Raw genomic sequence first — 22,949 nt, 5'->3', positions numbered from 1 at the left:
GTAGGAGGAACGGGCGGATGGCAGAGACACTCACGCATATCGCTCAGACAGAGCCGCGGCCCGCAGGCTGGCAAGGCATCGCCGCCGACTGGTCCTCGGATCAGCGGGCGTTCAAGAACGTGTCATGGGGCAAGGCCATGATGTGGATCTTCCTGCTCAGCGACACCTTCATCTTCGGCTGCTTTCTGCTCTCCTATATGACCGCGCGCATTTCGACACGCGTGCCGTGGCCCAATCCCAGCGAGGTCTTTGCGCTTCGTATCGGCGGCTCGGATATTCCGCTGATCCTTATTGCCATCATGACTTTCGTGCTGATCTCAAGCAGCGGAACCATGGCCATGGCGGTCAATTTCGGCTATCGCCGCGACCGCCGCAAAACGGCAATCCTGATGCTTCTGACCGCAGCACTCGGTGCGACCTTTGTCGGTATGCAAGCCTTCGAATGGACCAAGCTGATCACCGAAGGCGTGCGGCCCTGGGGCAATCCCTGGGGCGCTGCCCAGTTCGGGTCAACCTTTTTCATGATCACCGGCTTCCACGGCACGCATGTGACAATCGGGGTGATCTTCCTGATCATCGTGGCGCGAAAGGTGTGGCGTGGAGATTTTGACTTTGGGCGGCCCGGCTTCTTTACCAGCCGCAGGGGCCGCTACGAGAACGTCGAGATCATGGGACTCTACTGGCATTTCGTCGACCTGGTCTGGGTCTTCATTTTCGCGTTCTTCTATCTTTGGTGAGAGGCAGATATGGCTGAAGCAACCGCAAACGGCCTCGGGCAACACACGCTGCACGCTACTCATGACGCGGCGACGACCGGCGCCCCCCCGGCAGAAGTTCATCAGGAGCACCCGATCAAGCTTTATCTGGTGGTCTGGGCATGGCTGTTCATTCTCAGCACCTGCTCCTATCTGATCGATTATTTCGGTCTGCACGGCTATCTCAGATGGTCGCTGATCCTGATCTTCATGATCCTCAAGGCAGGGCTCATCGTCGCCATTTTCATGCACATGGCCTGGGAACGGCTGGCGCTGACATACGCAATCATCCTGCCGCCCGTGCTGGTGTTGGTATTCGTGGCGATGATGGTCTTTGAAGCGGATTACACGCTTCTCACCCGGATGGCGTTTTTCGGGGCTGGGCCCTGACGCCAAATCGGAGTTCAGACCTTGTCGATGGCCGATCAGGATTCCGACGATGCTGCGGGCGGTCCGGTGCCGCCACCCTCGCCTTGAAACAATCGACGGTTGGGCCATCTTTATTCATACCGAAACGACGGAAGCGAAATGATTGCCGCGTTTTGACCTGCGTCGCGAACTCAGCAAGGGACGCCCAAAATGACAATCGCAAACAAACTGAAGGACTATATCGACCGGAAAGGGACTTCCTACGACACTGTCGCGCATCATCGCACGGCCACAAGCAGGCAGGCCGCCATAGCCGCGCACGTGCCCGGCAGCATAATGGCCAAATCGGTGCTCGTTCACCACGATCTGGGTTATGCGCTGGCCGTGGTCCCCAGCACACATAGGATCGAGCTCGGCGCGTTGCAGAAGGTCATGGACAAGAGTCTTGGACTCGCCACCGAAGATGAAGCGGTTTCGCTCTTTGGCGATTGCGATACCGGCGCCATTCCGCCGATCGGCGCGGCCTACGATGTGCCGGTAGTCCTTGACGAAAGCCTTGGCAGTGCCGCCGATATCTATTTCGAGGGCGGCGATCACAGGACGCTGGTGCGTGTCAGCGGCAAGGATTTCCGTAACCTGACTATGGGCGCCCACCAGGCCCGCTTCAGCCATCCGGCTTACTGAAGCCGGAAAGGGCTCTGATCAACCTGCACGCAGCGGTCCTTGCCGGCGCGGCAGGGAGTTCATCGAGGCGCCGGTCCGGCCGTCGGCGGCGGTTCCACGACCTTGCGGTAGACATGCCAGGTAGCGTGACCGAGGATCGGCAGCACGACCGCCAACCCCGCGAATACTGGCAGCGTGCCGATGATCAGGGCGACGGCGACAATCAGGCCCCATACCGCCATCACGATCGGGTTCGCCAGCACCACGCGCACCGAGGTGTGGATGGCTTCATAGGCGCCGACATCTCGCTCGAGCAACAACGGGAAGGCGACGACCGTCGTGCACAGCACGATCGCAGCGAAGACGAAGCCGATGGCGTGCCCCAGGATGATGAGCGTCCAGCCGCGTCCTGTGGCGAATATGTCATTGATGAAGCTGGATAAGGATTGCGGTGGGGCGGGGCCGAACAGGTGTTGGTAAAACGCCTGCGCAGTCAAAAGCCAGGCGATGAAGATTGCAAGCAGCATGATCGCAACCGCGGCGATGGCTGGCAGCGCCGGAGAATTCCTGACCTCGAAGGCGGCCCTCCATGAGGCGTCTAGCCCGGCTTCCCGTCGCCGGCTGATCTCATAGAGGCCGATTGCGGCGAATGGACCAATTAGCGCAAATCCGGACACGAGCGGAAACAACAATGGGAGCGTGTTATTGCCCGATGTCCAGACTGCAAGCACGACCCCCGCAAGCGGGTAGATCAGGCAGAGAAAAATGATGTGCGACGGTTTGACCATGAAATCGTCGACGCCGCGCCTGAGCGCATCAAAAAGGTCGGTGACACCGATCTTGCGAATTCTGGTGTGCTCCAGCGTCTCGCTGGCGCCTGCTATGACGTGAAAGCTTGCCATGACCATTCCTCCAGACAGGTCTGGTAAGGCCGCGGTTTCACGGTGCTGCCGTTCTGCATGACTGGCCACGCAAACCGCGACCTGCACCAGGATCAATATACTCTCATGCGAGCGACTTGTCGCGCTTTGTAAGAAGGTTGGGTAAGAAGGCCCGGCCGCCTGGCTAGCTCTGGACGCCTTTCTTCGATATTCTCCTCAAGTCGAAGGTGAAGGGTCATGGACGGAAGGACAGTTCTCATACTCGGCCTTGGCGTCGTTGTTCTGCTGCTGCTGGGTTTTTGCGCACTGCCGACGTAATGTTTTGCGCCGGCGTCAATGGCCGGCTGATGCGATCGTACGCATTACAGTAGTGTCGGCAAGTAACGTTGCAAAGATCGCGAACAGATAGAAAATCGAATAAGAAAACAACGCCTTTGCTTGCTTCATCTCCTTGTCGGGGATGGTGAGCACCTTGCAGGCGCGCCAGACGAATCCCGCACCCAAGACGGTCGAGACAGTCCCGTAATATCCGCTCGCGAATCCAAAGGCCCAGGGAAGCACGCCGATTGGCGCCAGAACCAGCGAATAGGCCAAGATTTGCTTTCTGGTCGAGGGTTGGCCAGCCACGTTCGGCATCATGGGGATGCCCGCCGCGGCGTACTCTCCGACCTTGAACAGGGCTAATGCCCAGAAATGCGGTGGTGTCCAGAGGAAAATGATCAGGAACAGAATGATGCTTTCAATGCCGATGGCGCCGGTGGCAGCAGCCCACCCGATCACCGGAGGAAGAGCGCCTGCCGCGCCACCTATGACGATGTTCTGCGGTGTCGAGCGTTTCAGCCAGATCGTATAGATGACGACGTAGAAGAAGATGGTGAATGCCAGCAGCGATGCGGCAAGCCACCCCACCAGCACGCCGAGCACCGTCACCGAAAGTGCGGAAAGCACCAGACCGAAGCCGAGGGCTTCGCCTGGCGCGACGCGGCCCGACGGGATTGGCCGCTTGGACGTGCGAGACATCAACGCATCTATGTCCGCGTCGTACCACATGTTGAGCGCCCCGGCCGCGCCTGCTCCCATCGCAATCGCACTGATGGCGATCACCGCGATGACCGGATTCGTCGGGCCAGGCGCCGTCATTAGGCCCACGAAAGCAGTGAATACGGCAAGCGCCATGACCCGCGGTTTTAAAAGCGCGAAGAAATCACCCGCCGTCGCTTCCGGAAGGCGGATGACGATATCCTTGAGGCGGCTTTCCCTAGTCGACATCTCAGACCGATGGAAGCAAGAAACCTAGGCCATGATCCCGAACCGAAGGCACGCGTGAGCGAAATTGAAACCCGGTTTTTGCTTACGCGGCCCCTTCGGGTTCGGACGAGATCACGGCGAACGAGAGGATAGACGCATGGCGGAGGAGAAAGTCACTTGGAGAACGTTTTCAAATAGGCGATGACGTTGGTCACGTCTGCATCGTTCTTGAGGCCGGGAAACGCCATCTTGGTGCCTTTGACCATGGCCTTGGGATCGTGAAGATAGGTCATCAGTGTTGGTTCGTCCCATTTGACGCCGGATTTGCCGGCCGCAATCATGGCGTCGGAATATTTGAAACCGGGATGCGTACCGGCAGTGCGGCCGATGACGCCGTGCAGCGATGGACCGATCTTGTTCTTGTCCTCGTCCGCAATGTGGCAGGCCTTGCATTTGGTGAAGACCTTCTCGCCAGCCGCAGTATCCTGAGCCTGCGATGGATTGGCGACGAAGGTTGCAACAAACACGACGGCGAAAAATGCGGCTAAGCGCATGACTTTTTCCTCCCTGGTCGTCAAATGCGCCTGAGACGATCTGGTATAAGCCAGCATCGCCAGCGAAGCGCCTTGTACGGCAGAACAGATTGTCCACTTCTCCCATATGAAATTGCGGCCTCTATATACCACGGAATCTGGCCGGCAGGTAGAAGAGGTCGACCTACAAAGGTTTAGGTTGTCCGCAGCGGATCAAGGCATAGCAGTGTTGCAGCTGCCGGCGAGCTGGCTGACCGCTTCATCAAATCCGGTCAGATCGAAATCGGCGTGGCCCCGCCCCGACAGCAGCCCGAAGCGCCACGAAAGCTGGAGCCGGTTCGCGGCGGTAAGGCGCTTTATGCCGTCGGCGCCATCGCGCACCAGCATGCGGCCGCGCGGGCCGACCAACCAGCTCTCGTCGAACTTGTTGTCGCCGTCGACGGTGACCGACATGGTGATCTTGCGATTGGCCGAGACGGTGTCGTTCAATTGCAACCATTCGGTCCAGCGCGGTTGGCTGTCCGGGCGGCAGGCGATGGTCAGGATCGGGCTATAGCTCAGGGCGCCACCGCCGGTGATCAGCTTGTTGGTGGCATGGACCGAAGCCGTGACAAGGCCGTCATCGTCCGTGCCGATGCGCCAGGTGCCGGCATCGGCCTGGGCGAAATCGCAGGCGAAGGCCAGGACGATCGCCAAGGCGACGACGCGTCGCGTTTCGAAGAATAGGCTCAACCGCCCCTCCAACAACCCTGTGGTTTGCAGCAGGAGCGCAGATAGTGATCAATGCTTGGTATCGACAATGGTCACCGTCCGCGAAACGGATTGGCTGTTGCAGTTTCGCAACGAAAAAGGCCGCCTCGAGGGGCGGCCTTCGTCAGTTCCATCAACTCGGGATTTACTCGGCGTCCCTGGCGGCCTTTTTCTTCGGCGCTGCCTTCTTCTTCGGCTCTTCCGCGTCATCGCTCTTCTTGTCTTCAGTCTTCTTCGACGCGGCCTTCTTCGCCGGCTTCGCCTTGGTCGCGGTCTCGGCTTCCTCGTCGTCGGCCATCAGCTCTTCCTTGCTGACCTTGACGTCGGTGACCGAGATCTGCCCGAGCAGGTGATCGACCACCTTCTCCTCGAACATCGGCGCGCGCAGCGCGTTCAGCGCCTCGGGATTGTTGCGGTAGAACTCGAAGGCTTCCTGCTGCTGGTTGGCCGGGAAGCGACGAACCTGCTCGAACAGACCGCGCTGCAATTCCTCGTCCGACACGGTGACCCCGGCCTTCTCGCCGATCTCGGCCAGCACGAGGCCAAGGCGCACGCGGCGCTCGGCGAGCCGCATATATTCGGCGCGCGCTTCTTCCTCGGTCGTCTCTTCATCGGCGAAGGTGCGGCCGGCCGCTTCCAGATCGCGGTTGACCTGCGCCCAGATGTTGTTGAACTCGGCCTCGACAAGCCTCGAAGGCGCCTCGAACGAATAGGCCGCGTCAAGCTGGTCGAGCAGTTGGCGCTTGACCTTCTGGCGCGTCATCGAGCCGAACTGGCTCTCGATCTGGCCACGCACCACATCGCGCAGGCGCTCCAACGATTCCAGGCCGAGGTTCTTGGCGGTCTCATCGTTGAGTTCGAGTTCGCCCGGCTTGGACACTTCTTTGACCGTGACGTCGAAAGTCGCTTCCTTGCCGGCCAGATGCGCCGCCTGGTAGTTTTCCGGGAAGGTCACGGTGACCTGCTTTTCATCGCCGGCTTTGGCGCCGATGAGCTGATCCTCGAAGCCCGGAATGAATTCCTTGGAGCCAAGCACCAGCGGCTGATCCGTGCCGGCGCCGCCGGCAAAGGCCTGGCCGTCGATCTTGCCGACATAGTCGATTGTGACGCGGTCGCCTTCGGCCGCCTTGCCGGTCTTCGGCTCGTAGCTGCGCGCCGATTCGGCGACGCGCTTGACCTGCTCGTCGATCTCCGCGTCAGGGACGTCGAACACCTGGCGCGTCACCTTGATGTCGGAAAAATCCTTGATCTCGATGGGCGGGATGATCTCGTAGTTAAGGCGGAATTCGAAGTCGGCGCCGCCGGCCAGGATCTTCTCGGCTTCCTTCTCGTCCTCGGTCATGATGACTTCGGGCTGCATGGCGGCTTTTTCGCCGCGGCCCGAAATGATCGACCGGGTCGAATCGTTGAGGATCTCGTTGACCACTTCGGCCATGAACGATTTGCCATAGACCTTGCGCAGGTGCTGCACCGGCACCTTGCCGGGACGGAAGCCGTTGATGCGAACCTTGTTCCTGGCGTCCGTCAGCCGCGCCATCAGCTTGGCTTCCATGTCACCAGCCGGCACGGTGATCTTGATCTCGCGCTTGAGACCGGAATTGAGTGTTTCGGTGACCTGCATCGTAAAACCTTTGTTTTCACCAATGAGGCTGCCAAACGGCTCTCTGCCGTTCACAGCCTGCCGGTATAATCTTGCCGGGAATGGCTTTTGGTACGGAACCTGGCGATTTGACCTGAAATACGGCTCAAACTCTTCCAAACTGCGTTCCAAAATGTGAATAAGTCTTTGTTTTTCCTACTTCTTATCACATTTTGCAGAAGCGGATCGTCGCGTCCCGTCACATTCGACACGCCTTTTGTCACAGGCGAGGCCAATTTTCAACCATCTTCGCGTTTAGGCGAATAACCATCATTTCGGCCCTGACATTGACAGAATGATGGCTAATGGGATCGCCGGACCGTGCGGGCGTGACGGAATTGCCAGACCCTCAGGTCGCGGCTGGCGGCTGCCGCGATATTCAAAGGACGATGCGGTATTCCACCTCACTCCCAAGACCTCGACAAGGCCGCCGAGGCTCTGCTACAGCCCGCCCGAGGCGCGTGTGGTGGAACTGGTAGACACAGCAGGTTTAGGTCCTGCCGCCGCAAGGCTTGGGGGTTCGAGTCCCTTCACGCGCACCACTGCCGCATGGCATCGGATAGTCCACTAGCGCACAGGCGCTGGCGGGAAATCAGGACACTGCCTAGGCGAGCTTCTTGATACGTCCCTTGTCGAGGCGGAAGATGCCATCGTTACCGCCTTGGCGCTGGAAATCATCCTGCAATTCGTCCCATGTGCCAAGATACTGACCGCAGTCGTCGCACCGGATGCCCGTCGAAGGTTCGGCATCGGCAGGAATCCGCAGCCTTATCGTGCCGCAAAAAGGACACTCCAACTGGTGATCCAAGTACCCGGTCGCCATGGGCTTTCCATCTTTCTGAATGCCACCGCCAGCGTCGAGAATATACCTACCACGCGACACAATCCAGTGGCGAGACGCTAGCGCCTAAAGGACGCCCCTGAGGTCGATTAGACGTAAGCTTCCAAGGCTTGAGCCTTCGAGGCCGCACCGCCCTCCCCGTTCAAGCTATGGATGGCAGCCCACCCCTGCACACCTTAATATAGAGGCTCCTGAAACAGCGTCTTGTCGCCGTCCACCAGCGCCTTGATCTGGGCGGTGCCGTCGCTGGCCAGTGCAAGACGGATCCCGAACGGGCGTACCCGCATGTCGTTCTGGATTGCCATCCCCTCGCCTTCCGGCAGGTAGAACCGTTCGATGCCGTAATCCGGCGCGATCGTCAGTCCCTCGCCGCGAAGATCCCAGCCTCCGGCGACATGACCGCGAATATCGGCCTCGTCGGCATCGGTCGGTGTCGGCGCCGCGCCGAACCACGCGGCGCTCGGCGTCCAGTAGCCGTCGGCGTTCTTCTTCAGACGGACGACGATCGAGGTGTCGTCGCTGGAAAGTTTTCCGGCCGGGATGTTGGCGATCATCTTCACCGGTATGCGCGAGATGTCGTAGCCGAGGATGATATAGTCGCCGCGCAGCAGGTCGCGCGGATCGACAGGCTCGATCTTCAGCAGCACTTCCTTGCCGCTGCGCAGGATCGCCGCCCGGCCGGCGATGATCCAACCCAGGAACCCGATCTGGACGAGCGCCAGCACCAGCGCCGAGATGACAAGCCTCTTCCCGGACATCATGCCGTGGCTCCTCCGGTGGCCGGATCCTTCATGCGTTTCTCCACGCGGATGATGACGATCGCCAGGATGCCAAGCAGCACCGCCGCGGCAAGGAAGAAGCCGGCGGTGTCGAGCATCGACTGCAAGGTCACGACATAGATCATGGCGAGTTCGAAGGCGAAGCCGAGATAGGCAAGCCAGCGCAGGCCACGGCTCTCGCGCCCCGCGAGCACAATGGCGGCAACAATGCCGGCCAGCGCGACGACCGAAGCAATGGCGAAGCCTCTGTCGTAGCTGCTTTCGCCGGCCAGTTCGAACTGGATGATGGCCAGTCCAGTGAGGAAGCCAAGCAGAGCATGCAGCGGCAAGCGGCCGCCAAGCTGCACGATCCGGTCGACCGGTTCCGGCGCGAAGACGGAAGCCACGAACAACAATACCGATACGATGACCAGCGGGATCGCCACCGGCAGCGTCTCGTGATCCACGGCGACCAGCACAAGATAGAAGAGCAGCGACAGGATGATCAGGTGCCGCGCCGCCTGGCTGCGGGTCCAGAACGAGACGGCAAACAGCACAGCCGCCATGACGAGGAAGAGATGCGGAAATTCGCTGCGATTGAAATAGTCGAACCCTTTCAGGAGCAGCCAGGCGTCGGCGATGCCGACCGCGGCGACGGTCAGCGGGTTGGACCGCAGCGCCACCGCCGCCAATGCGGTGCCGGCGCCCCAGGCGATCAAGGCCGAGGCCTCGTCGCCCGACAGATGGTACATCTGGCCGATCAGCGCGATCGAACCGCCGAAAGCCGCCGCCGCCACGATCCACAACGCCTCGCCGATCGCCGCGTGGTCGCGGGTTTTCAGCACCGCACCGCCGACATAGCCGCCAAGGATGACGGCAAAGAGCGCGGCAACGCGCGCCAGCCGCGGGATGGCTTCCCAGTTGGCGGCAACGAAGATCAGGATGGCCGCGCCGAACAGCAGCGCCGCCATCATCGCCAGGATCGAACCGAAGCTCAACGACTGGCGCGCGTTGATCTCGACGTCGCGCCGCAATGCATCGGCCGTCGGGGCGTCGATCAGCCCGGCCTCAAGCCATCGCGCAATGTCCGACCTGACCCGTGTCGCGTAGCCCGGCATACCTTCCCCCGCTGCTTGGTCGGTTTTTCAGCTGGAGCTGCCAAACCGTTGACGTCACGGCACTTTCTGATTCTGGCTTCTTTGTGTCAGGTCCGCGAAGGCTTGTTAATGTTGCATTGCACAATTTGCATTGCTGCCATGCAGCCATAGCGCTTTTAAATCGATATGGGCCCGCCTATTTATGGTTTGTACACAAACGGAATGATCCGCAAGAAAAGACGAAACGAGCAATACCATGAACCTGATCCGCAACTACCGCAACTGGCGCCGCTACCGGGACACCGTTTCCGAGCTGAGCCGCCTGAGCAACCGTGAACTGACCGACCTCGGCATCAGCCGCAGCGACATTCCTTACGTCGCTCGCAAGGCGGTCTAATCCTTCGGACCGCGAATGGTCCGAACCAGTTTTGAGAAGAGCATGACAATGAACCTGATCCGCAACTATCGTAACTGGCGCGTTTATCGCGAGACGGTTACCGAGCTGGGTCGCCTTTCCAACCGCCAGTTGCATGATCTCGGCATCGTCCGCGACGAAATCAAGATCGTCGCCCGCCAGGCGATCTAACAACGGAATTTCGCCAGGGTCGACCTCCTCCCCGATCCTGACGAATACGGTCACCCCTTACCTCCTCCCAAGGGTTGACCACCAAAACGGCGCCCGCCGCACCTCCTCCCGCGGCGGGCGTTGTTTCCCGGGAGCAAAACGAATTTTGCTCCAGAGGCTTCGCCCCTCTTCGAAATGGCGAAAAGAATTTCGTCAAAGCCGACCTCCTCCCCGGCGATGACGGATAGGCCCGACCTTCACCTCCTCCCGAAGGTTGGCCACCCAAACGGCGCCCGCCGCACCTCCTCCCGCGGCGGGCGTTGTTTCCCCGGAGCAAAACGAATTTTGCTCCAGAGGCTTCGCCCCTTTTCAAACGGCGAAAGGAATTTCGTCAAAGCCGACCTCCTCCCCGGCGATGACGAATACGGTCGGCCTTCACCTCCTCCCGAGGGTCGACCCCCAAAACGACACCCGCCGGACCTCCTCCCCCGGCGGGTGTTGTTGTTTTCAGGGCAGCCTTCGCCTTCGCCGCCGCGGCATGTTCCAGGTGCGGCAATTGCAATCGTCCCGCCAAGCGATTATTCCGGCGCTCATGAGCAAAAAACCTATTCACATCATCGGCGGTGGCCTCGCCGGATCCGAAGCAGCATGGCAGGCAGCCCAAGCCGGCGTTCCCGTTGTGCTGCACGAAATGCGGCCCGTTCGCGGCACAGAGGCGCACAAGACCGACGGCTTGGCCGAACTCGTTTGCTCCAATTCTTTCCGCTCCGACGACGCCGAGAACAACGCCGTCGGTCTTTTGCATGCCGAAATGCGGCTGGCCGGCTCGCTGATCATGAGCGCCGGCGACGCCAACCAGGTGCCGGCCGGCGGGGCGCTGGCCGTGGACCGCGACGGATTTTCCGACGCGGTGACGGCCAGGATCGAGGCACATCCGCTGATCTCCATCCAGCGCGAGGAGGTACCCGGCTTGCCGCCGGTCGAATGGGATCAGGCCATCATCGCCACCGGCCCGCTGACCGCGCCCTCGCTCGCACAGTCGATTGCCGAAGCGACGGGCGCCGATGCGCTCGCCTTCTTCGATGCGATCGCGCCGATCATCCCTTTCGACACGATTGACATGGACACCTGCTGGTTCCAGTCCCGCTACGACAAGGTCGGGCCCGGCGGCACCGGCAAGGACTACATCAACTGTCCCTTGGACAAGGACCAGTATCTTGCCTTCGTGCAGGCACTGGTGGACGGCCAGAAAACAGAATTCAAGCAATGGGAAGGCACGCCCTATTTCGACGGCTGCCTGCCGATCGAGATCATGGCCGAGCGTGGCGTCGAGACGCTGCGCTACGGGCCGATGAAGCCGATGGGCCTGACCAATGCGCACAATCCAACCGTCAAGGCCTACGCCGTCGTGCAACTGCGGCAGGACAATGCGCTGGGCACACTCTACAACATGGTCGGCTTTCAGACCAAATTGAAGCATGCCGAGCAGGTGCGCATTTTCCGCACGATTCCTGGCTTGGAGAACGCCGAATTCGCCCGCCTCGGCGGCCTCCATCGCAACACCTACATCAACTCGCCGACCTTGCTCGACGGCTCGCTGCAGCTGAAGTTGCGCCAAGGCCTGCGTTTCGCCGGCCAGATCACCGGTTGCGAAGGCTATGTCGAAAGCGCCGCCATCGGCCTGCTGGCCGGCCGCTTCGCCGCCGCCGAGCGGCTCGGCCACGCGCCGTCGCTGCCACCACTCACCACGGCGTTCGGAGCGCTGCTCAACCACATCACCGGCGGTCACATCGTTTCAGACGACGAGCCGGGAAAGCGCTCTTTCCAGCCGATGAACGTCAATTTCGGCCTGTTCCCGCCTGTCGAGGCGGTGAAGGTCGAAGGCAAACGCCTGCGCGGCAAGGACAAGACGGTTGCCAAAAGGCATGCGATCACATCGCGTGCGCTGGGTGATTGCCGGCAATGGCTGGGGCTGCCGGCGCAAGCTCAAGCGGCGGAATAGCCTTTCAGATTGGCTTGCCGCGGAGAGTAGGATAGTATCCTACTCGCTCGATCATTGGAGTCATCGCTTGGAACCAGCCGAGAAACTGTCCGTCACCGTCACGCCCGCCATGGCGCGCATGATCCGCGAAAAAGTCGAGGACGGTTCCTTCGGCTCGGCGAGCGAAGTCATTCGCGCAGCACTTCGCGCTTTCCAGCGCGAAGAGGACGAGCATGCCGAACGCATGGCGTCGATCCGGGCGCGGGTAAAATCTTCGATTGAGGACACAAGGCCGAACCTTTCCGGAAAAGAGGTTCGCGACCAGCTTAAGAAATTCGCTGAGCAATATTCGAGCCGCATTGATGATTCGGCGGCTTGAGGTCGAGTATCGCGAAAGTGCCAGAGACGATCTTACCAACATTTTCAGATACATAGTTGAGTCGGGCGGAAGCCCCAACGCGGCGCTGAGATTCGTGCTCCGAATTGAAGACCGTTGTCAAAACATCGGCAACGCACCTCGTGGCGATCGCCTGCGCGACGACATCGTGCCGGGACTGCGAACCGTTCCGTTCGAGCACTCCGCCGTCATAGCCTATATAATCGAGAGCGACATCATTCGCATCGTCAACATCTTTTGCGGCGGCCGCGACTACGAGACATTGATGCGAGATGGCGGATCGGGCCCGTCCTAGATTGGCCCACGAAATAACTACTCGGCCGGCTCGGCACGCGCCGGTCGCAGCCCGGGCTTCCCGGCCTCACCCGGATTTCGCCTGACATAGGCTGCTTTCAGGCTCTCGGAGGTTTCGCGCGAGCCGTCATGGCTCCAGCCGGGCGGCTTGATCAGATAGTTCAGGCGGTCGCTCAGGGTCAGATCAGGTGCGAAGGCATCCCTGAACATGCCGATCCATTCGTGGAAAGCCACTTTCAGCGGATTGAAGGTGCCAAGATTTTTCACGATGCCGTAGCGCGGGCGGTCCCTCTCCAACTCCTCGACGAAGGTGGCGAACATGCGGTCCCAGATGATCAACGTGCCGGCATAGTTGGCGTCAAGGTAGCGCGGATTGGTGGCGTGGTGGACGCGGTGGTGCGAGGGCGTGTTGAAGACGAATTCGAACCAGCCCCACATCTTGCCGATCGTCTCGGTGTGGATCCAGAACTGCCAGATAAGGTTGAAGCCGAAGGTGAAGGCAATCACCGCCGGATGGAAGCCGAGCAGCACCAGCGGCGCCTGCAGCACGAACATGAAGGTGAACAGGCCCGTCCAGCTCTGCCTGAGTGCCGTCGACAGATTGTAGTGCTGGCTGGAATGGTGGTTGACGTGCTCGGCCCACACCCAGCGCACCCGATGCGCGATGCGGTGGTAGATGTAGTAGCGCAAATCATCGAGCAGGAAGGCCGCCAGGAACACCCAGATCGACAGGCCGAGGTTGAAGAAACGGAACTGCCAGAGCCACAGCAGCGCCCAGTAGGAGACGACGCCGAGCAGCAGCCCGGCGACGACATTGCCGGTGCCCATCATCAGGCTGGTCAGCGTGTCGTGCGTCTCGAACGAGCCCTTGGCCCGGCCGGTGCGCACCAGCCACAGCTCGATCAGGATGGCGGCAACGAAGAACGGGATGGCGAGCTGGGTAACCTGCGGGAAATTGTAATCGCCCATCACGCGGCCTCCTTGGTCGAACTAGGATGCTGCGGCTGAAGAACTCTTAGTACAGCGTGCGCGTCGGCAGCGTTAGCGAAGGTGAAGTGACCGCCTTTCCAGGTGAAATCGGCAAGGCGCAGCGCAATCGTCCCGGCACCATCGTCACTCCGCGCCAATACATCGCGCGGCGTGATGATACGCGTCAGGAAACGATCTCCGATGGCATGGACGATGCCAAGGCGCCCTCGCCCGAGTTCCAGGAACGCGGTTCGGCCATCGGATGTGAGGTGGATGGCGGCCGCCGGTTCATCCGGAAAATCCTCGGCAAAACGCTCTCGCGCCTGCTCTGCATCGGCCAGCCTGGCCTTGCGGCTGCCGCCGGTGAAATGAACGGCGGCGACCGACAACGCGATGCCGAATACGACGATCACGACCAGCACGGGCAGGCTCATGGACAGGCATCTCCTCCAGCCGGCCTGTTGTCTTGGCAACAGTTCCCGGTTGAACGATCCCTTAGCACAATTGACGTTTACGTCAAACTGCTGGCCAGCCCGCCATCGCGCGACGCAGCATGAGCCAGTGGCGGCGCATGGTCGAGAGTCGCACCGTGCCGTCGAGCGGCGAACCGCGTTCCATTTTCGTCAGGTAGGCTCGCGACAGGACCAGCGGCAGAAAGGCCGGGCGCAGTGAAGCCGGCAAATCCGATGCGCCTTTCTCGAAGACCGAGAGATGCTCCCGCGCCAGCGCGATCATGGCGGCGACGGCGCGCTGCGCACCTGGTCCACCATCGTCGGTGACGAATTCCTCCGGAGACGAACCCGCCGCGGCCAGGATATCGGCCGGAACAAAACACTGTCCGCGACTGCGGTGCAGCGGCAGCAGGAGCAACAGTCCCGTAATCGCCTGCGCGCAACCGGCCCTACCGGCCAGTTCGGCGAAACGTGGCGCCACTCCTGGATCCAGCACCATTGCCGCCAGTTGAATAAGCGCGGCTGCCGTTTCGCCGCAATAGCCTTCGAGATCGGTTCGCGACGGCATCGGGTCGTCATAGAGGTCGAAGATGCGGGCCTCGAGCATATTCTCGAATGCCTGTTTCGGCAGGCCGTACCTGGAAATCGTGGCCTTCAGCGCATCCGCGATCGGATGGCCCGTCTCGGACCCTTCGGCTGCGATGACATCGCGCCACCATTGCAACCGCACCTCGCCCGGCAAGGCCTCGCGGATGCGATCCCGAATGCCCGCGATTTCGGCATTGAAGGCGTAGAGCGAAAACAGCGCTTCGCGCTTGTCCGTCGGCGCGTAGAGCGCGCTGAGATAGCGGTCATGGTCGGCGGCGCGCACGGCGCCCATGACGATTTCGCCCTTTTGGTCCACGTCAGTCGACGGCGATCAGCGCGGCGGCTACCGCGCGATCCTCTGCGAGCAGGACATTATATGTCCGCACCGCTGCACCGGTCGCCATCGGGTCGGCGGCTATGCCCGCGGTCTTCAAGGCGGCGCGAAGCCCCGCCGGCAAGGGTCGTAAATCCTTGCCCGTGCCGACCAGCAGGATTTCGATCTTCTCGGCCTGGGCCAGCAGCCGTTCGAAATCCGCCACCGTCAGCGCAGATGGGTCCGCCGGCTCCCAGCCATGGATACCCGACGGCAGGCACAGAAGCGAACCGCGATGCGACATGTCGGCGAAGCGGAAGCCGCCATTGCCATACGCCTCGATAGGGGCGCGGCCGGGGAAATGCGCCTCGCGGATGACGATGCCTTTGGCCATCCCTGCCGATCCGCCCTTCGGGTCGCGCGTCAGGTCGCGACCGCCTTGCCGCCGCCGACCGGCTTTTCCTCGTCCGAGCTCGTGGCCTGCGGCCGCAGCTTGAATAGGATCAGCAGCGGCGCGGCGATGAAGATCGACGAATAGGTGCCGAAGATGACGCCGAACAGCATTGCCATCGTGAACGAGCGGATCACCTCGCCGCCGAACAGCACCAGTGCCAGGAGCGCCAGGATCGTCGTCACCGAGGTCAGCGTCGTTCGCGACAGCGTCTCGTTGATGGCGTTGTTGAGGAGCTGCGGCAGCGGCATCTTCTTGTATTTCCTGAGATCCTCGCGAACGCGGTCATAGACCACGATCGTGTCGTTCAGCGAGTAGCCGATGATGGTCAGGATCGCCGCCAGCGACGATTGGTTGAACTCCAGCCCGGTTATAACGAAGAAGCCTATGGTCATGACCACGTCATGGACCGTCGCCACGATGGCGCCGACCGCGAACTGCCATTCGAAGCGGAACCAGACATAGATCAGGATACCCACCAGCGCGACCAGCATGGCGATCGTGCCTTGCTTGGCCAGTTCTCCTGACACGGTCGGTCCCACCACCTCGACGCGGCGGAAATCGTAATTGTCCTGCAACTCGCCGCGCACCTTGTCGATGACGGTCTGCTCGGCATTCTCGCCGCCGTCCTGCGTGCCGACACGGATCAGCACGTCATTCGGCTCGCCGAACTGCTGCACCTGCACTTCGCCGATATTCAGTTCCGAGAGCCTGGCTCTGATGTCGGCAAGATCGGCATTGCCGCTCTTGGACTTCACCTCGATCAGCGATCCGCCCTTGAAATCGATGCCGTAATTGATGTCGACGGTCATGAACAGCACCACCGACAGGACCGACAGCAGGCTCGACAGCGCGAAGGTCCAGCGGCGGATGCCCATGAACGGGATCTTCGTGCCGGGCGGAATGAAGGTTACCGGCGCCCGCGGCAATTCCTTCGGGCGCGCGCGGCGCAGCCAGATGGACACCAGCAGCCGGGTAAAGGTGAAGGCGGTGAACACCGTGGTCAGGATGCCGATGGCGTAGGTGATGGCAAAGCCCTTCACCGGGCCCGTTCCGAGATAGAACAGCACCACGGTCGCGATCAGCGAGGTGACGTTGGAATCGACGATCGTCGCCAGCGCCTTCGAGAAGCCGGTGTCGATCGCCTGGATCACCGAGCGTCCGGCGCGCCGCTCCTCGCGGATGCGCTCATAAATCAGCACGTTGGAATCGACGGCCATGCCGATGGTCAGCACGATACCGGCAATGCCTGGCAAGGTCAGTGTCGCGCCAAGCAGCGATAGCAGTCCGACGATCATCGCCACGTGCACCGCCAGCGCGATGTTGGCGAGGAAGCCGAGGAAGCCGTAGGCGACGAACATGAAGGCGACGACAAGGATAGAGCCGATGATGCCGGCGACCTTGCCGGCATGGATCGAATCTTGGCCGAGGCCCGGACCCACCGTGCGCTCCTCGATCACGGTCAGCTTTGCCGGCAGCGCGCCTGCGCGCAGCAGGACCGCGAGGTCATTGGCGCTCTCGGCCGTGAAATTGCCTGAGATCTGGCCGCTGCCGCCCAGGATCGGCTCGCGGATCTGCGGTGCCGAAATCACCTGGTTGTCGAGGATGATGGCGAACAGCTTGCCGACATTCTGCGATGTCGCCTGCCCGAACCGTGTCGCGCCGCGCGAGTTGAAGGTGAAGGAAACCACCGGCTCGTTGGTCTGCGAGTTGTAGGTTGCGGTCGCTTTGGAGAGGTCTTCGCCGGAAACGATGACGCGGTTTTCGATCAGGTAGGGAACCGGCGGATCGTCCTGCGAATAGAGGATCGATGAACCGGCCGGCGGACGGCCCTTCAGCGCATCCTGCACCGGCATAGACTGGTCCACCATCTGGAAGGTCAGCTTGGCGGTCTGGCCGATGATTTCCTTCAGCCTTTGCGGGTCCTGCAAACCGGGCACCTGCACCAGGATGCGGTCATCGCCCTGCCGCTGCACGATCGGTTCGGTGGTGCCGAGTTCATTGACGCGGCGTTCGACGACTTCGATCGACTGTGCCAACGCAGCCGAGGTGCGATATTTTATGCCGGCGTCGGTGACGGTGAATTTGAGCAGGCCGGGCTCGGAATCATCCAGCGCCATCTCCTGGACGGACCCGCCGGTGAACAGGCTTGCGGCGACCGGATCGGTCAGCGGCTTCAGTGCCGTCTTGGCCGCATCGAGCTGGTTCGGGTCCTGTATGCGGACCTGTACGGTCCTGCCCGTGCCCGCCAGGCCGGTATAGCCGATCTTGGCCTCGCGCAGCAGCGTCCTGATCTCGTCACGCGTCGTCTCCAGCTGCGCCTTGACCAGATCGTTCTGATCCATCTGGAGCAGGATGTGCGAGCCGCCCTGCAGGTCGAGGCCGAGCGTCATCTGCCGCTTGGGCACCCAGCTCGGAAGCTGCGCCAGCGTGCTTGCGGGAATGAGATTGGGCGCGGCGAGGACCACTGTGGCGGCCACGGCCAGCCAGATCAGGATCATCTTGAAGCGCGAGAAATAAAGCATCAGTTCTTATCCGTTCAGGCGTACAAGCGGCAGCATTCCGCCATCGGTTCGGTTCGCGGGCCCGTTTCTCATTCTGAGCACGGCCGGCCCTATCGTGCTTCTTCAGCGATTGTCAATCTTGCCGGCAATGGGCCGGTTCGCAACAGCATGGCGATGGTGTTGGCTTCCCGGACAGTGAAATTGCCCGAGACTTGACCGTAACCACCATCGATGGGCTCGCGAATGACAGGTGCTGAAATCACGTGGTCATCCAGGATCACAGCCAATGGCTTGCCCACATTTTGCGTTGTAACCTGTTTGAACCGTGCCGCGCCTTTGGCGCCAAACCGGAACACGACAACCGGTTCGTCATTTTGCTGCCCACTGTAAGTTGGGCGGGCGTCGAGCACGTCCTTATCCGAGAGGATGACCCGATTCTCGACCAGGTAAGGAACCGGCGGATCGTCCTGCGTATACACCACCAGCGAGCCAACAGGCGGGGAACCGCTGATCGCATCGTTCACCGGCATCGAAAGGTCAACCAAATGGAAGCTCAGGCGACCAGGCCGGGTGAGAATTTTTTCCAGCGTTTGCCGATCGGCGATGTCTGACGTCTGAACAACTATGCCGTCTTGGTCCGCTGGTTGGGCCACCGTGCCGGCGACACGCAGATCTTGGAGACGATTTTTGATGACCTTAATCGACTGAGAAATCGCGTTAGAGGTCTGATACTTCAAACCCGCATCCGTCAGCGTGAATTTGAGCAAGCCGGCTTTGCCGGAATCCAGCGTCATTTCCTGAACGCGGCTGTCCGGGGCAACATCCGTTACCGTCTTGAGCGCTGTCTTTGCCGCCTCAAGCTGAGCCGGATTCGTGATGCGCACCTGCAAGGTCCTGCCCGACACAGCAAGCCCCGTGTAGCCGATCCTGGCCTCCATCAGAAGCGCCCGGACATCGCCACGCGCAATCTTCAGCCGGCCGTCGATCACATCCGCCACCACCAGATGGAGCAGGAGATGCGAACCGTCTTGCCCTGCTCGAACGACTGCCGGACTGTCGGCAGGCCGCTCGGGCCGCATGGCATGCGGACTGGCGGCGAAAAGGTTGGACGCGTCGAAGACGGTCATCGTGGCTACGGCAAGCCACGTCAGCATCATCTTCAGGCGCCAAAAATGAGACATATGCCGTCGCTTGTCAGGGCCCCGTCCGCGGATCGCTCCGCCTGGAATTTGGTTATTTCTTGGCGTTCTGGTTCGCTACCGGCTCGCCCTTGACGCGCACGTCGGCGATCGTCGAGCGCAACGCCGTCACCTTCGTGCCGCCACCGAGGTCGATCTCGAGCTCATGGTCGTCGATCACCTTGGTCACCTTGCCGACGAAGCCGCCGCCGGTGACGACCGTGTCGCCGCGGCGCACGGCCGCCAGCATCTCGCCGCGCTTCTTCAGCTGCGTGCGCTGCGGCCGGATGATGAGAAAATACATGATCACGAAGATCAGGACGAACGGCAAAATGCTGATGAACATGTCGGGAGAAGCCCCAATGCCTTGGGCATATGCCGGTGTCACGAACATCGAGGTACTCCTGAATTTTGAAAACAGCCGCCAAACGGTTCAGTGGATTTGGCAGCCCCGCGAAATTTGGCCGGAATATAGTCGGTAAAGTTGCCAATGCAACTGCGTGGCCGGGCAAATCGGCTGCTTTTCCGGCCTGTTCGCCCGTGTTAGAGCATGACCGCGAAAAGCGCGAGCGGGTTTTCGCAAAAGATCGCGCTGTAACAAACGGTTGCAGCGAGTTTCGAAACCGTCGGGATCGAACCCGGCCACACCTTCCCTCGCGGAACCAGAGCAAAAGACCTGAGATGACCGATACCAGCATCGACGCATTGAACCAGAAACTCGACCGCCTGATCGAGGCGGTCAGCCGCCTCGCCCCGCCGCCTGTGCCCGAAACCGACCTTGGCGGAGCCGATTGCTTCGTCTGGCAGGCGGATCCGGGTTACCTGGAGCCGGTGCGCAAGGTGAACCGCGTCGACATCGGCCTGATCCGCGGCGTCGACCGTGTGCGCGACATCCTCGTCGACAACACAGAACGCTTCGCCTCCGGCTATGCCGCCAACAACGTGCTTTTGTGGGGCGCGCGCGGCATGGGCAAATCGTCGCTGGTCAAGGCCGTGCATGCCGCAATCAACGCCTCGCCGAAACTCGACCGCCCGCTCAAGCTGATAGAGATCCATCGGGAGGACATCGATACGCTGCCGAAGCTGATGACGCTGCTGAAGGCCGCGCCTTACCGCTTCATCCTGTTTTGCGACGACCTCTCCTTCGACCATGACGATACCTCCTACAAATCGTTGAAGGCAGCACTCGAAGGCGGCGTCGAAGGCCGCCCGGCCAATGTCATTTTCTACGCCACGTCGAACCGCCGCCATCTTCTGCCGCGAGACATGATCGACAATGAGCGCTCCACCGCCATCAATCCGTCCGAGGCGGTCGAGGAGAAGGTTTCGCTCTCCGATCGCTTCGGCTTGTGGCTCGGCTTCCACAAATGTTCGCAGGACGAATATCTCGAAATGGTCAACGGCTACGCGAGCCATCATGGGCTCGACATCGACCCCGGGCAGTTGCGCGCCGAGGCGCTGGAATGGGCGACGACACGCGGCAGCCGCTCGGGCCGCGTCGCCTGGCAGTTCACGCAGGACCTCGCAGGCCGGCTCGGCAAGCCGTTGAAGGATTAGGCGCGGCTCACCGAGTGACGGCAGGAGCCGGCCACAAAAGTTTCGTGGCCGACCCGTCCGGGGACGCCGGTTTCTATATCGTGTTCATTCCCGCACAGGCTTTATGCTTCCCAGAACCATGGGAATATCGGTTTGTATCCCGAGTGTATCGGTCGCCCAGGCCTGCATTTCTGGTGAAGCATCACCTGATTTCAGGATGGAAATGGCCAGCTCGGACATGTCTGTGGGCGGCTTGGTATTGATCACCGCATAGGAGAAATAGCCGGCCAAAGCGGCACTTGCGATCGAAATGACCGGCGCAACGATTAAAGCAGTTGCTCGTACATGCGATTGCCAGCGATGCGTTGGGCTGGCGGACGGAAGTTCATCCTCTTCGACAGATTCAATCATTCCACTCTCCTTGCAGAGCGTCGAGAATGACTTTCCTCTACATTAGTTAAAATGCAGATAACCGCTTTTCTGACTGCGGCCCCGGTTTTGGAACGACAACATACATTGAGACAACGACGTGCATCCAGCAACCAACTGAAAAAGCCCGCTCCTTGCGGGGCGGGCTGAGCCGGCGGGCCGGACTGGAGGTCAGGCGGCCCGCAAATCGCTTTTTTTATTCTATTCGAAATAGCCCCAACTATTCGAGATAGCCGGAGGGATCGACCGGGGCCGAGTTCTTGCGCACTTCGAAGTGCAGCTTCGGCGAGTCCGTCGTGCCGCTCATACCCGACAGCGCGATCTCCTGGCCGCGCTTGACCTTCTGGCCGCGCTGGACCTCGATCGAGCTGGCGTGACCGTAGACGGTGACCAGGCCATTCTCGTGCCGCACCAGCACCGTATTGCCGAATTCCTTGAGGCCGTCGCCGGCATAGATGACGACGCCATTCTCGGCCGCCTTGACCGGCGTGCCTGCCGGCACGGCGATGTCGACGCCGTCCTTGCCGGAACCGAAGCCGGAAATGACGCGGCCGCGCACCGGCCAGCGCATCTTGCCTATGCCGGTGGCGTCCGGCGCCACAGCGTCGTCATCCTCGGCCTGCTGGATGACCTTGGCGTCTTTCTTCGGCGGCGTGTAGGAAGCCAGCGTTTGCGACGGCGTCGTCTTGGCCGTCGGCTGCGTCGTGGCTGTCGTCACCGGGTCTACCGCCGCAGGCTTTGCGGCGGCCACCGTGGCCGTTCCGCCGGCCGGCACCTTCAGCGTCTGGCCGATCTTCAGCAAGCCGTCCTGCATGCCGTTCGCCTGCTTGATGGCGACAACCCCGACGCCAGTCTTCCTGGCGATCGAGGAAAGCGTATCGCCCGACTGCACCGTATAGGCGCCGGCGCCGGCCTTGGGCGCGGCGGCGGCCGTTTGCGGCGCGGGCTTGCTGTCTTTGGGCTTGTTCGCCGCGGCCGAAGCATCGACCTGCGCGGCTGACTTGCCCTCCTTGAGCTTCGGCTGCTGCGGCAGCACGGCGACCTTTTCCGGCGCGGTGGCCGGCAAGTCGCGCTTGCCGTTGGCTGGCTTGGCGTCGGCAACCCTGGGCTCGGCCTTGCTGGAATAGGCGTAGGCCGGAATGATGATCTTCTGGCCGGTCTTCAGCCCCTTGGTCGCGCTCAGCCCGTTGACCTTCATGATCACGTCGGCCGGCACCTTGTAGTGCTGCGCCAGCCCGGAGATCGTTTCACCGTCCCTGACGACGATTTCGGTGGCATGCGCCGTGCCGGCTGCCTTGGCGTCGGGCTGGGCATCCTTGAAGGGCTTGGCCGCGGGAGCAACCGTGCCGGTCGCCGTCCGGTCGACCTGCGGTGCCGGGCGCACCAGAGCGGGCGCCGATGCAACACGCACCGGATTGGCGGCGGGTGCCAGCGCGGGAGCGGGCTGCGCCTGGGCGACCGGTGGCGGCAGCGGCCGCGTCGACACCGGTTCGAGGCTGGAGCGGCTGACCGACTGCGTGTGGCTGCCATCGACCGGCGCGGCCGCGACATCGCCCGGATAGGGCTGCTGCACGGCATCCTGTTTGTTGATGATGGCGCGCTGATTGTTTGTCGAGGAGGTGAAGACGTCGTCGACGCCGTTGAACCGCGACACTTGCGAGCTGCACCCAGCCGCGGCACCCGCGATCATGAGAACAGCGCAGCCCCGCGCCAAATTGCGACTGTTTGCCTTCAAAACACTGAGTTGCATCGCACTAA

Annotated in this window: 26 protein-coding genes and 1 tRNA gene; 10 read left to right on the top strand and 17 right to left on the bottom strand. The window is 61.4% G+C overall.

Annotated features, from left to right (window positions below; genetic code table 11):
- The first annotated feature begins 17 nt into the window (after positions 1-17).
- The 3 genes from FJ986_RS23280 to FJ986_RS23270 all read left to right on the top strand — a co-directional run bounded on the left by FJ986_RS23280 (position 18) and on the right by FJ986_RS23270 (position 1,808).
- Complete coding sequence (locus tag FJ986_RS23280) at positions 18-737, top strand: heme-copper oxidase subunit III family protein (RefSeq protein WP_140495792.1); 720 nt, start codon at positions 18-20, stop codon at positions 735-737.
- Positions 738-746: 9 nt separating this feature from the next.
- Positions 747-1,145 carry a cytochrome C oxidase subunit IV family protein gene (locus FJ986_RS23275; protein WP_140495791.1) on the top strand — a complete coding sequence of 133 codons (399 nt, stop codon included), beginning with the start codon at positions 747-749 and terminating at the stop codon, positions 1,143-1,145.
- A 189-nt stretch (positions 1,146-1,334) separates the two neighbouring features.
- Complete coding sequence (locus FJ986_RS23270) at positions 1,335-1,808, top strand: aminoacyl-tRNA deacylase (RefSeq protein ID WP_140675850.1); 474 nt, start codon at positions 1,335-1,337, stop codon at positions 1,806-1,808.
- A gap of 59 nt (positions 1,809-1,867) precedes the next feature.
- Here the strand turns inward: FJ986_RS23270 and FJ986_RS23265 are convergent, their stop codons facing one another.
- From FJ986_RS23265 to tig, 5 genes are all read right to left on the bottom strand, one after another.
- Positions 1,868-2,689: a DUF2189 domain-containing protein gene (locus FJ986_RS23265; protein WP_140633583.1), complete on the bottom strand. Its 822-nt coding sequence runs from the start codon at positions 2,687-2,689 to the stop codon at positions 1,868-1,870.
- 312 nt (positions 2,690-3,001) lie between these two features.
- Positions 3,002-3,937, bottom strand: a complete 936-nt coding sequence (locus FJ986_RS23260) for a heme o synthase (protein WP_140675847.1) — start codon at positions 3,935-3,937, stop codon at positions 3,002-3,004.
- 152 nt (positions 3,938-4,089) lie between these two features.
- Entirely contained in the window at positions 4,090-4,470 is a 381-nt protein-coding gene (locus tag FJ986_RS23255) for a cytochrome c family protein (protein ID WP_140495787.1), read from the bottom strand.
- Positions 4,471-4,662: 192 nt separating this feature from the next.
- Positions 4,663-5,181 (bottom strand): hypothetical protein, encoded by a 519-nt coding sequence (locus FJ986_RS23250; RefSeq protein WP_140495786.1) that lies wholly within the window; start codon positions 5,179-5,181, stop codon positions 4,663-4,665.
- A gap of 163 nt (positions 5,182-5,344) precedes the next feature.
- Positions 5,345-6,820, bottom strand: a complete 1,476-nt coding sequence (gene tig / locus FJ986_RS23245; RefSeq protein WP_140675844.1) for a trigger factor — start codon at positions 6,818-6,820, stop codon at positions 5,345-5,347.
- A 475-nt stretch (positions 6,821-7,295) separates the two neighbouring features.
- Between tig and FJ986_RS23240 the strand changes: the two genes are divergently transcribed.
- A tRNA-Leu gene (locus FJ986_RS23240) sits at positions 7,296-7,380 on the top strand.
- Positions 7,381-7,442: 62 nt separating this feature from the next.
- Here FJ986_RS23240 and FJ986_RS23235 read toward each other — a convergent pair.
- From FJ986_RS23235 to FJ986_RS23225, 3 genes are all read right to left on the bottom strand, one after another.
- Positions 7,443-7,661 (bottom strand): hypothetical protein, encoded by a 219-nt coding sequence (locus tag FJ986_RS23235; protein ID WP_140495784.1) that lies wholly within the window; start codon positions 7,659-7,661, stop codon positions 7,443-7,445.
- Between the two features lie 194 nt (positions 7,662-7,855).
- The gene (locus FJ986_RS23230) at positions 7,856-8,440 is read right to left on the bottom strand and encodes a GDYXXLXY domain-containing protein (RefSeq protein WP_140665120.1); all 585 of its coding nucleotides are present in this window, start codon (positions 8,438-8,440) and stop codon (positions 7,856-7,858) included.
- A complete protein-coding gene (locus FJ986_RS23225; protein WP_140675842.1) occupies positions 8,437-9,555 on the bottom strand; it encodes a DUF2157 domain-containing protein in 1,119 nt (372 codons plus the stop codon). Before FJ986_RS23225 ends, FJ986_RS23230 begins: the two co-directional genes overlap by 4 nt.
- Positions 9,556-9,790: 235 nt before the next feature.
- On the opposite strand from FJ986_RS23225, the gene FJ986_RS23220 reads away from it, so the two are divergent.
- From FJ986_RS23220 to FJ986_RS23200, 5 genes are all read left to right on the top strand, one after another.
- Positions 9,791-9,931, top strand: a complete 141-nt coding sequence (locus FJ986_RS23220; protein WP_013531315.1) for a DUF1127 domain-containing protein — start codon at positions 9,791-9,793, stop codon at positions 9,929-9,931.
- 48 nt (positions 9,932-9,979) lie between these two features.
- Positions 9,980-10,120, top strand: a complete 141-nt coding sequence (locus tag FJ986_RS23215; RefSeq protein WP_140495781.1) for a DUF1127 domain-containing protein — start codon at positions 9,980-9,982, stop codon at positions 10,118-10,120.
- Between the two features lie 571 nt (positions 10,121-10,691).
- Positions 10,692-12,101 (top strand): methylenetetrahydrofolate--tRNA-(uracil(54)-C(5))-methyltransferase (FADH(2)-oxidizing) TrmFO, encoded by a 1,410-nt coding sequence (gene trmFO / locus FJ986_RS23210; protein WP_140675839.1) that lies wholly within the window; start codon positions 10,692-10,694, stop codon positions 12,099-12,101.
- 67 nt (positions 12,102-12,168) lie between these two features.
- The gene (locus tag FJ986_RS23205) at positions 12,169-12,459 is read left to right on the top strand and encodes a type II toxin-antitoxin system ParD family antitoxin (RefSeq protein WP_140517110.1); all 291 of its coding nucleotides are present in this window, start codon (positions 12,169-12,171) and stop codon (positions 12,457-12,459) included.
- The gene (locus FJ986_RS23200; RefSeq protein ID WP_181181909.1) at positions 12,443-12,772 is read left to right on the top strand and encodes a type II toxin-antitoxin system RelE/ParE family toxin; all 330 of its coding nucleotides are present in this window, start codon (positions 12,443-12,445) and stop codon (positions 12,770-12,772) included. Before FJ986_RS23205 ends, FJ986_RS23200 begins: the two co-directional genes overlap by 17 nt.
- Before the next feature lie 17 nt (positions 12,773-12,789).
- Here FJ986_RS23200 and FJ986_RS23195 read toward each other — a convergent pair whose 3' ends face one another.
- From FJ986_RS23195 to yajC, 7 genes are all read right to left on the bottom strand, one after another.
- Positions 12,790-13,740, bottom strand: coding sequence for a sterol desaturase family protein (locus FJ986_RS23195; protein ID WP_181181908.1), 951 nt, complete (start codon positions 13,738-13,740; stop codon positions 12,790-12,792).
- Positions 13,740-14,174 carry a type II secretion system protein gene (locus FJ986_RS23190; RefSeq protein ID WP_140521028.1) on the bottom strand — a complete coding sequence of 145 codons (435 nt, stop codon included), beginning with the start codon at positions 14,172-14,174 and terminating at the stop codon, positions 13,740-13,742. The genes FJ986_RS23195 and FJ986_RS23190 overlap by 1 nt, the downstream gene beginning before the upstream one ends.
- An 82-nt stretch (positions 14,175-14,256) precedes the next feature.
- Positions 14,257-15,072, bottom strand: coding sequence for a phytoene/squalene synthase family protein (locus tag FJ986_RS23185; RefSeq protein WP_140564094.1), 816 nt, complete (start codon positions 15,070-15,072; stop codon positions 14,257-14,259).
- A 25-nt stretch (positions 15,073-15,097) separates the two neighbouring features.
- On the bottom strand, positions 15,098-15,487 hold the full coding sequence (locus FJ986_RS23180) for an Mth938-like domain-containing protein (RefSeq protein ID WP_140495776.1): 390 nt from the start codon (positions 15,485-15,487) through the stop codon (positions 15,098-15,100).
- A gap of 29 nt (positions 15,488-15,516) precedes the next feature.
- Positions 15,517-18,069, bottom strand: a complete 2,553-nt coding sequence (gene secDF, locus FJ986_RS23175; RefSeq protein ID WP_140495775.1) for a protein translocase subunit SecDF — start codon at positions 18,067-18,069, stop codon at positions 15,517-15,519.
- An 89-nt stretch (positions 18,070-18,158) separates the two neighbouring features.
- Entirely contained in the window at positions 18,159-19,229 is a 1,071-nt protein-coding gene (locus FJ986_RS23170) for a hypothetical protein (protein ID WP_140675833.1), read from the bottom strand.
- 52 nt (positions 19,230-19,281) lie between these two features.
- Complete coding sequence (gene yajC / locus FJ986_RS23165) at positions 19,282-19,620, bottom strand: preprotein translocase subunit YajC (RefSeq protein WP_140495773.1); 339 nt, start codon at positions 19,618-19,620, stop codon at positions 19,282-19,284.
- A 287-nt stretch (positions 19,621-19,907) separates the two neighbouring features.
- Here yajC and FJ986_RS23160 point away from each other — a divergent pair, with 287 nt between their 5' ends.
- Entirely contained in the window at positions 19,908-20,783 is an 876-nt protein-coding gene (locus FJ986_RS23160; protein ID WP_140561514.1) for an ATP-binding protein, read from the top strand.
- Between the two features lie 84 nt (positions 20,784-20,867).
- Here FJ986_RS23160 and FJ986_RS23155 read toward each other — a convergent pair whose 3' ends face one another.
- Positions 20,868-21,173, bottom strand: coding sequence for a hypothetical protein (locus FJ986_RS23155; RefSeq protein WP_140521031.1), 306 nt, complete (start codon positions 21,171-21,173; stop codon positions 20,868-20,870).
- Between the two features lie 238 nt (positions 21,174-21,411).
- A complete protein-coding gene (locus FJ986_RS23150; RefSeq protein ID WP_140564096.1) occupies positions 21,412-22,941 on the bottom strand; it encodes a LysM peptidoglycan-binding domain-containing M23 family metallopeptidase in 1,530 nt (509 codons plus the stop codon).
- Between the last annotated feature and the right edge of the window lie 8 nt (positions 22,942-22,949).

The sequence above is a fragment of the Mesorhizobium sp. B1-1-1 genome (genome assembly GCF_006442955.1).
Taxonomy (GTDB): domain Bacteria; phylum Pseudomonadota; class Alphaproteobacteria; order Rhizobiales; family Rhizobiaceae; genus Mesorhizobium.
The sequence above is the reverse complement of the archived record's forward strand: the minus strand, read 5'-3'. Positions and strand labels throughout refer to the sequence as shown.

Coding starts and splice junctions, on each gene's coding strand:
- FJ986_RS23280 (WP_140495792.1), top strand. CDS start 18: ATGGCAGAGACACTCACGCATATCGCTCAGACAGAGCCGCGGCCCGCA.
- FJ986_RS23275 (WP_140495791.1), top strand. CDS start 747: ATGGCTGAAGCAACCGCAAACGGCCTCGGGCAACACACGCTGCACGCT.
- FJ986_RS23270 (WP_140675850.1), top strand. CDS start 1,335: ATGACAATCGCAAACAAACTGAAGGACTATATCGACCGGAAAGGGACT.
- FJ986_RS23265 (WP_140633583.1), bottom strand. CDS start 2,689: ATGGCAAGCTTTCACGTCATAGCAGGCGCCAGCGAGACGCTGGAGCAC.
- FJ986_RS23260 (WP_140675847.1), bottom strand. CDS start 3,937: ATGTCGACTAGGGAAAGCCGCCTCAAGGATATCGTCATCCGCCTTCCG.
- FJ986_RS23255 (WP_140495787.1), bottom strand. CDS start 4,470: ATGCGCTTAGCCGCATTTTTCGCCGTCGTGTTTGTTGCAACCTTCGTC.
- tig (WP_140675844.1), bottom strand. CDS start 6,820: ATGCAGGTCACCGAAACACTCAATTCCGGTCTCAAGCGCGAGATCAAG.
- FJ986_RS23235 (WP_140495784.1), bottom strand. CDS start 7,661: ATGGCGACCGGGTACTTGGATCACCAGTTGGAGTGTCCTTTTTGCGGC.
- FJ986_RS23230 (WP_140665120.1), bottom strand. CDS start 8,440: ATGATGTCCGGGAAGAGGCTTGTCATCTCGGCGCTGGTGCTGGCGCTC.
- FJ986_RS23225 (WP_140675842.1), bottom strand. CDS start 9,555: ATGCCGGGCTACGCGACACGGGTCAGGTCGGACATTGCGCGATGGCTT.
- FJ986_RS23220 (WP_013531315.1), top strand. CDS start 9,791: ATGAACCTGATCCGCAACTACCGCAACTGGCGCCGCTACCGGGACACC.
- FJ986_RS23215 (WP_140495781.1), top strand. CDS start 9,980: ATGAACCTGATCCGCAACTATCGTAACTGGCGCGTTTATCGCGAGACG.
- trmFO (WP_140675839.1), top strand. CDS start 10,692: ATGAGCAAAAAACCTATTCACATCATCGGCGGTGGCCTCGCCGGATCC.
- FJ986_RS23200 (WP_181181909.1), top strand. CDS start 12,443: ATGATTCGGCGGCTTGAGGTCGAGTATCGCGAAAGTGCCAGAGACGAT.
- FJ986_RS23195 (WP_181181908.1), bottom strand. CDS start 13,740: ATGGGCGATTACAATTTCCCGCAGGTTACCCAGCTCGCCATCCCGTTC.
- FJ986_RS23190 (WP_140521028.1), bottom strand. CDS start 14,174: ATGAGCCTGCCCGTGCTGGTCGTGATCGTCGTATTCGGCATCGCGTTG.
- FJ986_RS23185 (WP_140564094.1), bottom strand. CDS start 15,072: ATGGGCGCCGTGCGCGCCGCCGACCATGACCGCTATCTCAGCGCGCTC.
- FJ986_RS23180 (WP_140495776.1), bottom strand. CDS start 15,487: ATGGCCAAAGGCATCGTCATCCGCGAGGCGCATTTCCCCGGCCGCGCC.
- secDF (WP_140495775.1), bottom strand. CDS start 18,069: ATGCTTTATTTCTCGCGCTTCAAGATGATCCTGATCTGGCTGGCCGTG.
- FJ986_RS23170 (WP_140675833.1), bottom strand. CDS start 19,229: ATGTCTCATTTTTGGCGCCTGAAGATGATGCTGACGTGGCTTGCCGTA.
- yajC (WP_140495773.1), bottom strand. CDS start 19,620: ATGTTCGTGACACCGGCATATGCCCAAGGCATTGGGGCTTCTCCCGAC.
- FJ986_RS23160 (WP_140561514.1), top strand. CDS start 19,908: ATGACCGATACCAGCATCGACGCATTGAACCAGAAACTCGACCGCCTG.
- FJ986_RS23155 (WP_140521031.1), bottom strand. CDS start 21,173: ATGATTGAATCTGTCGAAGAGGATGAACTTCCGTCCGCCAGCCCAACG.
- FJ986_RS23150 (WP_140564096.1), bottom strand. CDS start 22,941: ATGCAACTCAGTGTTTTGAAGGCAAACAGTCGCAATTTGGCGCGGGGC.